Source organism: Pseudomonas sp. S2_B07 (assembly GCF_054668435.1).
Genome location: NZ_CP162769.1, coordinates 4,358,700 through 4,374,281, shown reverse-complemented (window position 1 = coordinate 4,374,281; position 15,582 = coordinate 4,358,700). Strand labels below are relative to the sequence as shown.

Annotated in this window: 7 protein-coding genes and 1 pseudogene; 2 read left to right on the top strand and 6 right to left on the bottom strand. The window is 54.8% G+C overall.

Going from position 1 to position 15,582, the window contains the following annotated elements:
• Positions 1-583: 583 nt before the first annotated feature.
• The 3 genes from AB4N43_RS20085 to AB4N43_RS20075 form a co-directional block, all read right to left on the bottom strand.
• On the bottom strand, positions 584-1,390 hold the full coding sequence (locus AB4N43_RS20085) for an OmpA family protein (protein WP_460151866.1): 807 nt from the start codon (positions 1,388-1,390) through the stop codon (positions 584-586).
• 70 nt (positions 1,391-1,460) lie between these two features.
• Positions 1,461-6,773 carry a YadA-like family protein gene (locus AB4N43_RS20080; RefSeq protein ID WP_460151865.1) on the bottom strand — a complete coding sequence of 1,771 codons (5,313 nt, stop codon included), beginning with the start codon at positions 6,771-6,773 and terminating at the stop codon, positions 1,461-1,463.
• A gap of 47 nt (positions 6,774-6,820) precedes the next feature.
• Positions 6,821-7,576: a hypothetical protein gene (locus tag AB4N43_RS20075; RefSeq protein ID WP_150673773.1), complete on the bottom strand. Its 756-nt coding sequence runs from the start codon at positions 7,574-7,576 to the stop codon at positions 6,821-6,823.
• 425 nt (positions 7,577-8,001) lie between these two features.
• Here AB4N43_RS20075 and AB4N43_RS20070 point away from each other — a divergent pair, with 425 nt between their 5' ends.
• Positions 8,002-8,124, top strand: a complete 123-nt coding sequence (locus AB4N43_RS20070) for a transposase (RefSeq protein WP_460151864.1) — start codon at positions 8,002-8,004, stop codon at positions 8,122-8,124.
• A gap of 266 nt (positions 8,125-8,390) precedes the next feature.
• Positions 8,391-10,031, top strand: a pseudogene (gene tnpC / locus AB4N43_RS20065) (IS66 family transposase).
• A gap of 1,001 nt (positions 10,032-11,032) precedes the next feature.
• Here tnpC and AB4N43_RS20060 read toward each other — a convergent pair.
• From AB4N43_RS20060 to AB4N43_RS20050, 3 genes are all read right to left on the bottom strand, one after another.
• Positions 11,033-11,995: a hypothetical protein gene (locus AB4N43_RS20060; RefSeq protein ID WP_460151863.1), complete on the bottom strand. Its 963-nt coding sequence runs from the start codon at positions 11,993-11,995 to the stop codon at positions 11,033-11,035.
• Between the two features lie 150 nt (positions 11,996-12,145).
• The gene (locus AB4N43_RS20055) at positions 12,146-13,033 is read right to left on the bottom strand and encodes a hypothetical protein (RefSeq protein ID WP_460151862.1); all 888 of its coding nucleotides are present in this window, start codon (positions 13,031-13,033) and stop codon (positions 12,146-12,148) included.
• Between the two features lie 945 nt (positions 13,034-13,978).
• Positions 13,979-15,154: an EAL domain-containing protein gene (locus tag AB4N43_RS20050; RefSeq protein WP_460151861.1), complete on the bottom strand. Its 1,176-nt coding sequence runs from the start codon at positions 15,152-15,154 to the stop codon at positions 13,979-13,981.
• Positions 15,155-15,582 lie beyond the last annotated feature (428 nt).

Here is a 15,582-nt window from a genome sequence, read left to right as displayed (position 1 = left end):
ACGCCAGCCGGCGGCTGACTGAATTCTATGGAGATAGCCTTTTATACAGATCTTTAGCAACGCCGCCAGATAATAGGCCGGATGATCAGCAGCAGCAGCAGCGGGTCAACGCCTTCAACCCCACGTACAACCAACTCGAGTAAATGGACGAAAAATTCGACCACTCAGACCGGATTTTCTTCAGTTACTTAATCGCTTCTGAATGAAATCGCGTGCCCTCTGACCGTCATGGACTAACCTCCACCTCTGAAGAATGCTCAAATGAGGGGTTGCCATGGGATTGCAGTGAGGCAGATTGGCACTCACTCACTCGTTCATGAGTAAGAAAATACCGGTACGTAAAAAAAGCTAGATTAGGTAAGTGACTGATTTATGGAAGATAAAGCTCATGTAACTGTTAGCAAGGCTCCGAAAATCATCGGTTTGGGTACGTATCCTAGCTGCGCACCGAATCCAAGGGCGTTCAATTGCGTAACGTCTGGCTGAGAGTTCTGAGAGCCCTCGGGACTTGCATCCACTACCGGGGACCAACAAATCGGAGCTGAGGGATACTTATCCCTCAGCTCCAGTGTTGGACGAAGAATTACTCGACGTGAATTATAATTTGGGTTCGGCGATTAGGCGCAAGACACGCAACTACCTGCGGCGACTTCGCTCCAGGGCAAAACACCAGAGGTTCAGCGGAACCACGGCCATCTACCTCTATTTGGGAGCCTTTCACGCCATGCTCCATCAGATAGCTGCGCACAGAGTTAGCGCGCTGCAACGACAGTTTGTTGTTGGAGGCTGTGCTACCGAAGCGATCGGTGTAGCCAATGATGCTGATGCTAATCAATTTCGCCTCATTCAGTTCGCTGATCAGTTGATCCAACTTAACGCGGCCCTCCGAGCGCAGCAGCGCACTATCGAAGCTGAAGGTGGCGTCAGCAGCCAGGTCAATTTTTTTGACGTTGGTCGCTGCGGTAGTCATTTGCTGAGCCGGAGCTGGCGGCTGCAAGCAATCTGCCGGCAGGTAGAAGAATGACTGCGCAACCATGTTTTTGTCGAACAACACCTTATATTGGCAAATCTTGTCAGGCTGACCATTTGGCTGACGGAACTTGAAGATATAGTCCCACTCGCGAACACCGAACATACCCTCGTTGAACTGCGGATGGCCAACCAACTCCATCACCTGCTTCTTGCTCATTCCAGGTCCCATCTTGCCCAAGTTCTCTAGGTTGACGTAGTAGCCTTCGGGCATGGACGCATCCTTCATTGCCGGGTAAATCGGCTGTTCGCTCTTTCCGGCATCATCGACCTTGCTAACTGAACTGCACGCTGTCAACGCCGCCATGGTAACTACTGCTATAGCGAAACGCAGGCCACCCACGGAAAACTGCTTGTACATATTAAATACCTCGAAACTTTTGGTTAGGGAGCCGGTTCGATCCGGCCCCCGTCTCTAAATTAGATTCTGATTACCACTGGTAACCCACACCTACCGACACACCGAATTCACCTTGGGAATCCGTAGTACCAGCCAGCTTGGTGACCCATTTGCCGTTGTCGGAAATTCGCGACACGCCGACCGCCAAGGCTTGCTGACCGCGATAGTTGCCCATGCCCACGGAGGCCATGCTGGCACCCGGGCTGTAGGGTTGCGGCAGAGCTGCCGCAGCCATGGCACCGGCTATACCAGCACTGAGGATGTCATCCTGTTTGTTCAGATCGCGCTTCAGGTCCGAGTAAACATTGTTGATGCTGTTGCTGATGTCACCTGTAGCCTTGTTCAGCTGACGGAGGTTTACTGCATCGGTGTCAGCCGTGCCGTCCGCCACATTAGTAACCTGACGCTCGGCGCCGGCACTGCCCATCGAGACACTATTGACGCGGTCAGCCACCGAGTTGTTACCCAGCGCCACCGAGTTTTTAGCGGTCGCCCGAGCATTGCTGCCGAGGGCGGTGCTGTTATCAGCCGAGGCCACCGCTCCGGCGCCGCCAGCGGTAGAGTCCTTACCGGTGGGCTTAGGCTTTGGAAGGTTACTGGTATTGTTCGTCTGGAACATGCCGTCGGTGCCATTCTGAATCTTTGTTACATCGCCCTCGACTTTGGTGACGCGGTTGTCAACGTTCGTAACCGTGTCATTGATCTGCTTGACCGTGTTATCGGTGTAGTTCTTCGACTCTGCGACCGCGCCATCAAGCTGACGAAGGTTCACCGCGTCAGTCGCTTCCTTACCGTCAGCGACATTGCTAATCGTGCGAGTCTCGCCCGTGGCGGCATTGCCAACAGAGACCGTGCCGACGCTGTTGTTGGTCACGTTGGAGTACTTTCCTTCGTAGGTTTCCGCGCCGCGGCCGTTGTCGCTGGAGCCTTGGCCCAATGCCACGCTACCGTCAGCTCTGGCAGTCGCACCGTCTCCCATGGCCACAGAACCCTTACCGCTGGCTTTTGCATCCGGACCTACCGCTACCGAATTCTCGCCGCTGGCTACCGAGTCGGCCTTGGTGGAATTAGAGTGGAAGTACTTGATGCCACCACCATTGCTGATGTTGGTGAAGCCGCCTTCGATAGTAGTGACGCGATTATCGATATTGGTAACCTTCTCGTTGGTCTCATTGAGCTGCGACATGTTCACCGCATCGCTGTCAGCCTCACCGCGGGCTACGTTGGTGATCTTGGTGCCGCCGGTTTTGGTCACACTGTTGTAGGTGTTACCACCCAGGGTGATGTTGTTGTAGTCGATGCTACCGTCGATATTGGTGTTGTACTTTACCGAGCCCTTGTCCAGGTTATCGACACTGTTGTTCAGACCATCGATCGCCGAGTTCGTAGCGAACAGCTGCGAGCCATTCACAGCGTCGGTGCTGCCTGCACTCAGACGACCAGCCGCAACGTTGGTGAGGGTCCGCTCGTTGCCGACGGAACCGACGCTCACGGTGCTCAGCGGGTTGGTGCCGGCGAAGGCGTAGTCGGTACCTGCGATCTTCACGCCCGAAGTGCCAACGGCAGCTGCAGTTTCCGAACCCGCGCCCAGAGCGATATCGTTGGCATTGTTCGCTTTGGCCTCACGACCCAGTGCCAGGCTGCTCTCTCCCTTGGACAGCGCGTTGTAACCCACTGCCGTGCTGCCCTGGCCTTCGGCCGAGGAGTCGCTCACGGCCAGACCGGCTTCGTTGGTACGGGCATAACGGATGCCCACGCCATGGATATCGGTGTAGCTTTTACTGGTATCGCCAGCAATGTTCTTGATCGTATTGTCGATGTTATTGACGCTGGTGTTGGTCTCATTGAGCTGCGACATGTTCACCGCATCGCTGTCATCCACACCACGGGCTACGTTGGTGATCTTGGTGCCGCCGGTTTTGGTCACACTGTTGTAGGTGTTACCACCCAGGGTGATGTTGTTGTAATCGATGCTACCGTCGATATTGGTGTCGTACTTTACCGAGCCCTTGTCCAGGTTATCGACACTGTTGTTCAGACCATCGATCGCCGAGTTCGTAGCGAACAGCTGCGAGCCATTCACAGCGTCGGTGCTGCCTGCACTCAGACGACCAGCCGCAACGTTGGTGAGGGTCCGCTCGTTGCCGACGGAACCGACGCTCACGGTGCTCAGCGGGTTGGTGCCGGCGAAGGCGTAGTCGGTACCTGCGATCTTCACGCCCGAAGTGCCAACGGCAGCTGCAGTTTCCGAACCCGCGCCCAGAGCGATATCGTTGGCATTGTTCGCTTTGGCCTCACGACCCAGTGCCAGGCTGCTCTCTCCCTTGGACAGCGCGTTGTAACCCACTGCCGTGCTGCCCTGGCCTTCGGCCGAGGAGTCGCTCACGGCCAGACCGGCTTCGTTGGTACGGGCATAACGGATGCCCACGCCATGGATATCGGTGTAGCTTTTACTGGTATCGCCAGCAATGTTCTTGATCGTATTGTCGATGTTATTGACGCTGGTGTTGGTCTCATTGAGCTGCGACATGTTCACCGCATCGCTGTCATCCACACCACGGGCTACGTTGGTGATCTTGGTGCCGCCGGTTTTGGTCACACTGTTGTAGGTGTTACCACCCAGGGTGATGTTGTTGTAATCGATGCTACCGTCGATATTGGTGTCGTACTTTACCGAGCCCTTGTCCAGGTTATCGACACTGTTGTTCAGACCATCGATCGCCGAGTTCGTAGCGAACAGCTGCGAGCCATTCACAGCGTCGGTGCTGCCTGCACTCAGACGACCAGCCGCAACGTTGGTGAGGGTCCGCTCGTTGCCGACGGAACCGACGCTCACGGTGCTCAGCGGGTTGGTGCCGGCGAAGGCGTAGTCGGTACCTGCGATCTTCACGCCCGAAGTGCCAACGGCAGCTGCAGTTTCCGAACCCGCGCCCAGAGCGATATCGTTGGCATTGTTCGCTTTGGCCTCACGACCCAGTGCCAGGCTGCTCTCTCCCTTGGACAGCGCGTTGTAACCCACTGCCGTGCTGCCCTGGCCTTCGGCCGAGGAGTCGCTCACGGCCAGACCGGCTTCGTTGGTACGGGCATAACGGATGCCCACGCCATGGATATCGGTGTAGCTTTTACTGGTATCGCCAGCAATGTTCTTGATCGTATTGTCGATGTTATTGACGCTGGTGTTGGTCTCATTGAGCTGCGACATGTTCACCGCATCGCTGTCATCCACACCACGGGCTACGTTGGTGATCTTGGTGCCGCCGGTTTTGGTCACACTGTTGTAGGTGTTACCACCCAGGGTGATGTTGTTGTAATCGATGCTACCGTCGATATTGGTGTCGTACTTTACCGAGCCCTTGTCCAGGTTATCGACACTGTTGTTCAGACCATCGATCGCCGAGTTCGTAGCGAACAGCTGCGAGCCATTCACAGCGTCGGTGCTGCCTGCACTCAGACGACCAGCCGCAACGTTGGTGAGGGTCCGCTCGTTGCCGACGGAACCGACGCTCACGGTGCTCAGCGGGTTGGTGCCGGCGAAGGCGTAGTCGGTACCTGCGATCTTCACGCCCGAAGTGCCAACGGCAGCTGCAGTTTCCGAACCCGCGCCCAGAGCGATATCGTTGGCATTGTTCGCTTTGGCCTCACGACCCAGTGCCAGGCTGCTCTCTCCCTTGGACAGCGCGTTGTAACCCACTGCCGTGCTGCCCTGGCCTTCGGCCGAGGAGTCGCTCACGGCCAGACCGGCTTCGTTGGTACGGGCATAACGGATGCCCACGCCATGGATATCGGTGTAGCTTTTACTGGTATCGCCAGCAATGTTCTTGATCGTATTGTCGATGTTATTGACGCTGGTGTTGGTCTCATTGAGCTGCGACATGTTCACCGCATCGCTGTCATCCACACCACGGGCTACGTTGGTGATCTTGGTGCCGCCGGTTTTGGTCACACTGTTGTAGGTGTTACCACCCAGGGTGATGTTGTTGTAGTTGACGCTACCGTCGATATTGGTGTCGTACTTCACCGAGATATCGGCCACCTTATTCAGCTGGCTGACATTCACCGCATCAGTGTCGGTGGTGCCTGCGGTCAGACCGGTGATCTTGCCCGAGTCGTTATCGTTGATGGTGACGTTGCCAAACTTTGGTGCATCAGCCATCTGAAGCTTAATCTCGCCTGTCACCGGATCAGCCTCGGTCTTCAGGTTGTTACCTGAATAGGTACCAGCAGTGACAGCCTTTCCAACGATGCCGAGGGTCTCACCCAGATTCTTGGCGACGCTACCAGCGTTGCCCAAAAAGGTAAGGGAAGTATCAGCTAACGACTTCAGCTGGGCGACGTTTACGGCGTCTGTATCATCCAAGCCGGCAGCCAAGTGGGTGATTTGCCGTGTATCAGTGGTATTACCGATGCTGACTGCCGCTTGGGTGGATTTCCACACATTGCTAGCGCTAGTAGAGGCCATTCCGGTTTTCGGGTCCAGCCCAGCGCGCGCAGCAATATCCGATATTGCATTCACACCGAGCGCAACACCACCTACCTGGTTGGCCTTTGCACCCACACCGATGGCGATACCGGAATTAGCGGTAGCCGAGGCATTGACCCCTATGGCCATTGCTTTCTGAGCGCTAGCCAAAGAATTAGAACCAATAGCAGCAGCTTGTGTAGCACTTGCGGTCGCCCCTGGGGTACCCACCGCGCCCGAGCCCCCAATAGAAATAGCTTGATCAGCCGTTGCTCTGGTATCCAGACCAATCGCAGTACTACCAAAACCAGAAGCCAAGCTACCGGTGCCGAAGGCGATGGCCCCACGGGCGGTTGCCGTAGCAGCCACACCAGCCGATAACGCATCTTGGCCGGTAGTAATCGCACCAGTCCCAATCGCAATACCACCCATGGAAGTGCTTTTCGCATAGGAACCAATTGCGATGCTCATCGGAGAAGTATTAGCTGCCGCGCGGTCGCCTAGTGCAACGCTACCAAAGCTTGCTGAGGCTCCATTGCCAACAGCAGTTGAATAGATGGTTTGGCCGTAGATAGCGGTATTGCCAAGTCCCGTTGGCCAGATATTGTTTGTAACTCCATAACCTCCCCCTGTGCTGGCGTTCTGGCCTACAACCGTGTTCGTTGACAAATTCGAATCTGCCACACTGGTCGCTGTACCAGTTGCTGTCCAAGCATGCGCCTGCCCAGTTGCACTCAACACAGCGATGCTCGCAAGCACTTGGGCGCTAAGACTCTTGGAGAGACGCGAGCCGCTCTTGCCCTTTCCTTTGGAAGTAGCGAACTCACATGCAACTACCCAAGTCCCCATGGTGGCATTCCAAACTAATTGATAAATCTTGTTCACAAGTAACTCCTTGCCGGTAAATGGCCGGCAAAATTAAATAAGAAAATTCAGAGGCGCTGATCGCGACGCGCTGCTGTTTTGATGGCGCGCTCTATCAGAGGGCGCTCGATGGAAACGCTAGAGTTGGGGTATTCGCGCTGATACAACTGCAAGGCTGCGGCCTTGTCGGCAGCGACGTACTGGGCAAATCCACCAGCGAAAAAGGCCGACTCAGCGCGCAGGTCGCGGCGCGCCACATCGGTGACGGGCATGGATTCGATGGCAGCGAATACCTTCTCGGTGCTGCCCTTTCCCGCGTACAGGTCAATCAGTGCCTGGTGCACTGCATCTTTGCCCTGCATGCCACGCGCCTGTTGCTTCAGGTGCTTGCGCAGCTCGTTCGGCTTCCCCTGCCAAGTACGTGCTGACAGCCACAACTGCCAAACCTGGGCGTAGGCAGCATCACGCGGAGTAGCGGAGCTAGCGATGCCGTCGAAGGCCTTGCGAGCATCTGCATAGCGCTCTAACAGCACCAGATTCACTGCCGACGGCACTGCAGTGTCAGTCTTCAGTTCGGTGCTGGAGAGAGCATCAAACAACTTGCGTGCTTGCTCGTGACGACCGCCGGCATCGTCAGCGAGGGCCTGGGTGTAAGAAATTTGCGGAGTAATCTGAACCGAAGACTGCGCTTGGCTAAATGCATTAGTAGCGCCCATGCACAGCGGACCGATCAGCATGAGCGAAAGGCATAGACGGGAGCGCATATGCCCAATACCGGAGGCTTGAGCAAACTGCTTGAAACGGGATTTGTGAGTGTTTTTCATGGCCAAAACTGTTTGATTGGGACAGCAGCCATGTTAGGGAGGCTCCCTCGGAAGGAACCGAAGCGATTTCCGACCGATATGTAGGAAACGTCTGATTCGGGAGAGGTGTCGTACGCAACGAAGGCACTAGCCGCCCTGCTCGGCCGCGAGCGACGTAGCTCAAGGGCCTACATCAAATAGCTGAGCGCACCTAAAGCTCACAATGGCTGTAAACAGCCACGATTTCTGAGGTCAATCGAAAGGAATCTAGAATGGGAGAAATGCAATGCAGATAAGCGCTACGAGTGCGCAGTTGAGGTATAGAAGATGGCGCAGCAGTCGAGAAGTAACCGCCCGGCGAAGTCACTTACCGGATCCCAGCGATAAGGGCGATGTTGTCCACTTAAAAACACGTGGACAACATCGTCCTTATTTTCAGGATTGCCATGCGCCAAAGAACCTCTTATCCCAAACCCCTTAAAGCCCAAATTGTCCAGAAATGCCTGCAACCGGGCGTGTCGATGGCCTGCGTAGCCCGACGCCACGGCGTCAACGCCAAACTGGTTTGAAAGTGGATACCTGCTTATCGTGATCGTCAGGCGCCAGCGTTGCCCGCTTTCGTTCCGATGAAACTAGCACCCGCAACCCAGCCCGAGCAGCCAATAGCTGTCAGCATCGAGGTGCCTTTCGGGCAGAAAAAACTCACCATAAAGTGGCCATCCTCGGACCCTGATGGGTGTGCCCGCTTCCGCCGGTGCGATCTCACTGCTTTAGCGGTTGCCATTAGCCTATCGGTCTATCGCCGCGAACTGTCTGTTCTGACAACATCCGCAGCATGACTTCGATCCCCAACCTCGATCACCTTCCCCCTGAACAACTGCGCGCGTTAGCGACGCAGTTGATGTTGCGTGTCCAGACACTCGACCATCAAGTCGACACCCTGGGTAAGACCGTTGAGACGATGGGGCAGAAGATCACACGCGACCAAACGGTGATCGAGAAACTGACCCACGAGATCGCGCAGCTCAAGCGCTTCAAGTTTGCCAAACGCAGCGAACAGTTAATCAGCCCGGATCAAGCCAGCCAGCTTGATGACCTAATCGACACGGACATCGCGGCCCTTGAGGCTGAGCTAGAAGCGCTACAAGCCACTCCCGTGACGACCGAGAACAAGCGAAAACCTAAGCGTACCGCTTTGCCACCGCAGTTCCCCCTCACCCTAATTCACCACGAGCCGGACAATACCCAGTGCACCTGCGGCTGCGCGCTCAAACGGATCGGGGAGGATGTCAGTGAAAAACTCGATTACACGCCGGGCGTGTTCACCGTCGAGCGCCATATCCGTGGCAAGCGGGTCTGCGAGGACTGCGAAACGCTGATCCAAGCACCGATACCGGCACAGATAATCGACAAAGGCATCCCTACCGCCGGCCTGCTGGCTCAAGTGATGATCGCCAAGTACGGTGATCATTTGCCTCTGTATCGGCAGGAACAGATCTTTGGCCGGGCCGGCTTAGCCATTCCCCGCTCAACCCTGGCGCAATGGGTGGCTCCAGCGGTGTGCAGTTGCAACCGCTGGTCGATGCCTTGCGTGAGGTGGTACTCGGTCACAACGTGGTACACGCGGACGAAACCCCGGTGCAGATGCTCATGCCGGGCGCTAAGAAAATCCATCGCGCCTATATCTGGGCTTATGCCAGCAGCGCGTTTGCCGACATCAAGGCGGTGGTTTACGACTTCACCCCAAGCCGTGCGGGCGAACACGCTCGCCGCTTCTTGGAGGGCTGGAAGGGCAAGCTGGTATGCGACGACTTCGGAGGTTACAAAGCCTCATTTTCACTCGGGGTGACTGAAATCGGCTGTATGGCTCATGCCCGGCGCAAGTTCTTTGAACTGCACGCGACCCACAAAAGCCAACTGGCTGAACAGGCTCTGCGCTACATCCAGGTGCTCTACGAAATAGAGCGAGAGGTTCGCGACCTGGAGCCGGATTTACGCCGCCGAATACGGCAAGAAAAATCGGCGCCCGCGATGGATGCGTTACATGCCTGGATGATCACCCAGCGCGAACGCGTGCACGACGGAATGGCTATCGCCAAGGCCTTCGATTACAGCCTGAAACGCTGGGCAGCGCTTTCACGCTACCTTGATGACGGTGCCGTCCCCATCGATAACAACCACGCCGAGCAACAGATCAGACCATGGGCTCTCGGCCGCAAGAAATTGGCTCCACGCCGGATCTCTGCGCAGCGGCCAACGGGCGGCGGCGCTGATGAGTCTGATCCAATCGGCCAAGCTCAACGGACATGATCCGTACGCCTATTTGAAGGACGTACTCCAGCGACTGCCAACGCAACGGACCAGCGAGATCGATCAGCTACTGCCGTATAATTGTAACCGTCCGGCGAAGTCACCTACACACGCTGAACTATCGCTCACCACGGGAGTTCTGGCCATTGGCAGCGGCATCAGTTAAACGGGGTACATGTGTCCGGTTAAGTCGTGCAGACCCATTTCAGTCTCCCCCACCTCCGCAGCCTCCACCCCCGCAGTCAGAGCCAGAACTACTGTCTCCAGAATCAGAGCTACTATCTCCAGAGTCAGAGTTACTGTCAGAGCTACCATTGCCAAGATCGCTGCCGCAGTGGGTTCGTGTGTTCTCCCTACCGTCGGAATTCAATTTACGCACCGAGTCGCAATCGGCCAAGTAACGAAAACCTTCGACGATCATGAATTTAGAATCTAGAGCAAAGAGTAGAGGCAGATGGGTGGGGGACTGAGGATCAACCTCCTCTAACTTGCAGGTATACCGCCAGCAACGCTGCAGTCCAGCTGCGCTCTGTTGGCGGTCGTTACCTAAAGCTGTCGCTGGGGTGTGGTGCAGGTAGGAACCAAAAGCTTGGGCGCAGAAATTATGGTAGTCGCGAGTATGTAAAATAAACTCATGCCAAAGATCGTCCGCGACTTGAGACGGCATGGCTACATAGCGGTGACCACTGTGCAAATAGGCCATAAAAAACTGTTGTAGTCCTATGGCTACTGACTGGCAGTCCTGTGGACTCAGCTGGGGATGCTTAGTCCTGAGTGGTTTGAGCAGTAGTGGCGACAGGTTAAAGCCGCGGATGTATGAATCTCGTCGTAAGAACTTTCTACGTGACCAATGTGCCCGGACTATGACAAAAATGAAGATAGGGACGAAGATTAACAGCACGATCATTGAAGCACCCATGGGCTGAGTGTCTGAGTTTCCAATTTCGCTCCCCAAAGACATCGCCATCGTAAATTAGGCAAGCACTCTCCAATCCGGCCACAGATTGGCCAATCTCACTTCCGCGATGCGGCTGCCGACGCAGCTTGCGAGTAAGGTTACGGGTTTTCTGCCGCATGAATGGTCGTCGATCTAACTACGCAAGGCGTGTTCGCCGGACGCTTACGTCGAGAAAAATGGCCTCCTTGAAGATAGGAGGCCGTAGGGCATCACTCATCAATTTCTGTAGGAATGGTCTTTTCGATAGCACTCAAAGCCCCACGGACCAATCGTAAATTTTTCTCGCTGTAGCTTCTGACAATAATGCCTAAGCGGTTCTTGGCATCAACAAGGCGAGCAGATTTTGCGGCAAGATTGTCACTCAGGCGCTGAAGAGCAATCTGCCGCTCGTCCAGTTCGGAAGTACGCAAAAGGAGGTGCCTCTGCTGCTCCACTCGCAACTCTTCCCCGGAGAGCAGTTCGACCCGGCTTGCAATTTCACGCTCACGCCTGGCGATGGCCTCCTCCTGGACCTGAAGAGCCATGCGGCGCTCGTTCAGACTCGTCGCTTGCGTTTGGATATCACGCTCAAGAGAGTGCCTGCCAATATGCAGGCTCTGCTCCAGCTGCTGCAAACGCTCGGCCTGCTCAGCAAGCTTCAGCTCACTTTCTTTAACCTGCAGGGAGCGATGATCAAGAGCTTTCTGTGTTTTCAGTGCATTCAGCTTCTGTTGTGATAGCTCATGAGCCAAACCGGCAAGGAAGTCGAGCGAGGGCTGGACGCCTCGAATCCCATTGTCGGAGTCGCTAATACTTAAAGGTATCGAGCTCTCTGGCTGAGGAGCGACCTCTGCCAACTCAGGCTGACCGGACCGGGTAGATCGCATGATCTGCGGTTTGATCTCCGCAGGCTCCTGAAGCGGCATTGACAACAAATCTTTAATAGCAGCCAAGTCGCCAAACTCGGAAGAGTCGTCCAAGTCCAAAGCTACCTCAACACAGTTGTTTTCCGATGAAGAATCAGAGACATGAGTGCGTTGAGTGGTGAACCGCCCCTGCTCAGCTCGCGTCATTTTCGGCAGTTGGCCGAAGTAGCTCTGCGATGGCTGATCAAATTTGAGATTGAAGGAGGGGACCCTAATGTTTTTCGGCAACAGCTTTGGATGGTTTGGATTGCTGAGGGAACCTTTCATTATCATGATTCGCATGTTTGAAGAAGGGGGAGCCTGCCGTGGAGGCGATTTACTATCGAAGAATCAATATCAGCCTGAAGTGGCTAGCCTGACGTCTGCAGCCTTTGTCTTCAGCGCAACTCCAGTTCGAACTTCCGAGCTGAACTTGAATCAAGCACCGGGCCTCAAGTCAACTAAAGTTTTATCTGGAATGGCCAACAAAGAGTTCACCGACTGAGGAAAATAAGCCACTGGTACGCTGTACTCACGCCCGAGCAACTTGCCCTCGCCATACCAGAGAACTCCATTTTGCCGCATTGTCAGGCCCATGCCTGGGGATACATTGAGCCGAGCTCCATTAGAGGAACTGAAAGCAAGAGCGGTGGCCTCAAGGCGATCCACACGGTAGCTAACATCAGGCGGTGGCAACTGCTGTTTTACCCGTTCAAGGAAGACTGGTGCCAAGCGAACAAACAGCTGATTAGCTTGCTCCTGATACTGTGCGATGCTCTTCCCTGGATTCTTGCTCAACTCTGCCCCGATCAGCGCAAAGACATCCGCAGTGGCGTGAGCCGAAGCCAACTTAACTCGTAATGCTTGAGCCAAACGAGCGTCGTCGATTTGAGTGCTTGGCAAACTGTCGCTCTTGTCTGATGCGGAAGTAGTAGCTGCTACATCTTTTAAGTCGACAGGAGATTGTGCATCAAAGGCAATGTAAGCCGCACAGGCTGCGGCCTGTCCTGCACGGTCTCCGGTTAGTAGCAGCAATGTAGAGCGACTGATAGGCACCTTAGACGGGTCAATGCCTATGCTTAGCAAGCTGCCGCTAATCTGTTCCAGCGTTGCTTCACCACGTGCCAAGGCACACATGTGTCCAACCATTTGCTTGGCATTAGGTTCATCAAACTGCGGGCGCAAACGAAAAACCGACTCTTGGATGATAGGAAGAACGGGCATTTCTACCAAGTTCCGGTTTGGGACACCGTCCTGAGGAAGGCATCCATAAAGCGCACCGATACTACTAATAAGCGAGATGCTGAAAAGAGTCTTGTATTTCATTAGTTCATTCCTCCGAGAGCTTGTTTTATGTGCCGGATCCTTACACCGAACCTGAGAATCCATCAGTGCAACCACCGTAGGTCGCCTGGTAAGAAATATTATTGAGTACAAGCCAAGAGCGGAGTAGGACGCGTCTTGCTATTTCGTAGGAAATGTCTGGCGGAAGCGATTGATAAAAACAACCACATTGCCCCTCACTCAATAATCAGCTGTTAGGTGTGGGGCAAAAAGTCAGGGCGGTCGCAGGTCCGCACTTGGTATCGGCCTCAGCTAAGGTGCGCCGTAACCGTCCGGGCAACACACCCGCCAGATGCCATCGCTTAAGGCGATGGTGTCCACCTAATTTAAGTGGACCATTTTTAGCCTTTTTAAGCGTACGCCCATGGCACAAGACCATCGCTCCTATTCCAAATCCTACAAGGCTTAAGTCATTGCCGAATGTGCGCAGCCTGACACCTCGATTGCCAATGTCACCTTGACCCACAACCTCAATGCCAACGTCGTCGATAAATGGATTCGGGTGCATGCGTAGAAAAAACTGGCACTGAAACTGCCTTTGTTCCGGTCAAGGCCGCGCTGTCGATAGCGACGCATCAAGCTCTTCCCGCTACGATCCGAATCGAAGTGCCTCATTCAAAAGACGTACTTATGGTTAGTTGGCCGACAGAAAATTCAGCGACGTGTTCCGCTTTCCTACGAGACCTGCTGCGATGATCCGTTGATTCCATCTGCTCGCCACCGCGCCCATGGATACGAGCAGCTATCGGTGGAATAGCGTAGGTGACTTCGCCAAACGCTTACGGTGCGCCGAGCGCGCAGCCGATAAACCACCTCAAAGAGTAAGGATGGATGCAGCTCTTCCATGAGAGAAGCTGTAGCTACGCCCGATGAAAGACAGGGGACGTGTGGCAAATTCCTTTCGGAAGCCCCGTGTCGTTGTGCCTTCTAGTATTGGGAGCGCAGCAGACATTCCAATGCGTCCCCCATCACCGCTTTGCTGAAGTAGTAGCCTTGCGCATAATCACATCCCAGATCTTCCAGCTGCCGAAATTGACTTTCCGTTTCAACTCCTTCAGCGACAACTGGTAATTCCAGGGCACGCCCGAGCGATACAGCGCTACTCAACACCGTTCTGCGACGGGGGTCACAGTGCAGCTCCCGGACGAAGCAAGCATCCAATTTCAATTCGGTAAACGGCAGCTCCACCAATCGCTGTAACGTAGACTGACCGCTACCGAAGTCGTCTAGGGCTAAACCGCAACCGAGCATGCGCAGGCGTAACAGATTTTCCAAGCTGGCCTCAGGATCTTCGAGAAGGCCGAGCTCTGTTAGCTCGAATGAGATGCGTCGAGGATCAACCCCCAGCCGTCGCAGCCATTGTTCAACCCTAACAGCGAAACCCGGCAGGGAAATCTGCGACGGTTCTAGATTGAATGCTAACTTTATGGTTGTATGCCCTTGAGCAGACAGCTCGCTGAATGCTTGGTCCAATAGGGTAAAAAGCAAGGTATCGAGAAGTCCGGCATCACGCAATGCTGGAAGAAATTGGTCAGGAGCAAGAAGATCGCCGTCCGGTCGCTGCCAGCGTGCCAGTACTTCAAACTCGCAAATTCGCCCAGTTTTCACTGAGACCTTCGGCTGAAATGCGGGACGAATTTCTCCCAGCCAAAGCGCCGCTACGACGGCCTCGTCCGCGGGGACGTCCTGGAGAGTTGGCAACTCCGGCGTGATTGCGACCCGAAGCTTTGCGGCTGCTAGTACGTCTGCGAGGCCATCGGGAATAGCTCCCGCCCCTTCAGCTCGCAGCACATGGAGGCCGTGCAGGCGCAGCAATCGCTTCAGTGCTGGCCAAGCTCCCTTCGCGGGCTCTCCGATAATGACAAGAGTGCGTGCGAGATGCTCCCGTGCCACCGATAAAATGAAGTCCAGGCAAACAGCCGGGCAAGTACGCAAATCCCAGAGAAGTAGCTGAACGCCACCAGACTTGCGCAAAGCTTCGAGTGCCACTGTATTGTTGGTCATTTCCAAGACGGGACCAAAGTCAAGGCGATGCAGCAAGGCCGAGACAGAAGATCGGTGGACACCCGGATTTTGCAGAATCAGCGCTGATAGCGGCAACATTGTCAGTTCCTCGAACGATGGAGATAGCGATATTCTCCCCTAGGGACTCTAAGATGTTATGAGGCATGTTCTCAGCAAGCTGTAGGAAAGTTCTGAAGAACTCCACCTATGCATCGAACAATAAGACAATCGTTGACACGCAAGACGGCTGAAGTTTATTGCCTTCTATGCAATCTACGAAGGCAATTGCCAAGCTACACAACGCCGTTTTCTAGATCCGGCTTGGGCATGTGTGAACCGACCTAATCATTTGGATACTTCAATCTGGCGCTATGATGGCGCCCAAAATCTGAGGAGTTCGGCTATGCGTAAATCTTACTCGAGTGAGTTCAACATCAGGCCGCCAGAACGGTGCTGGACGAACGCAGTCAGTACCTCCTCGGTCTATGGAAGCAGCTATTAGGGCGGAGCATAATCTCTATGGACCA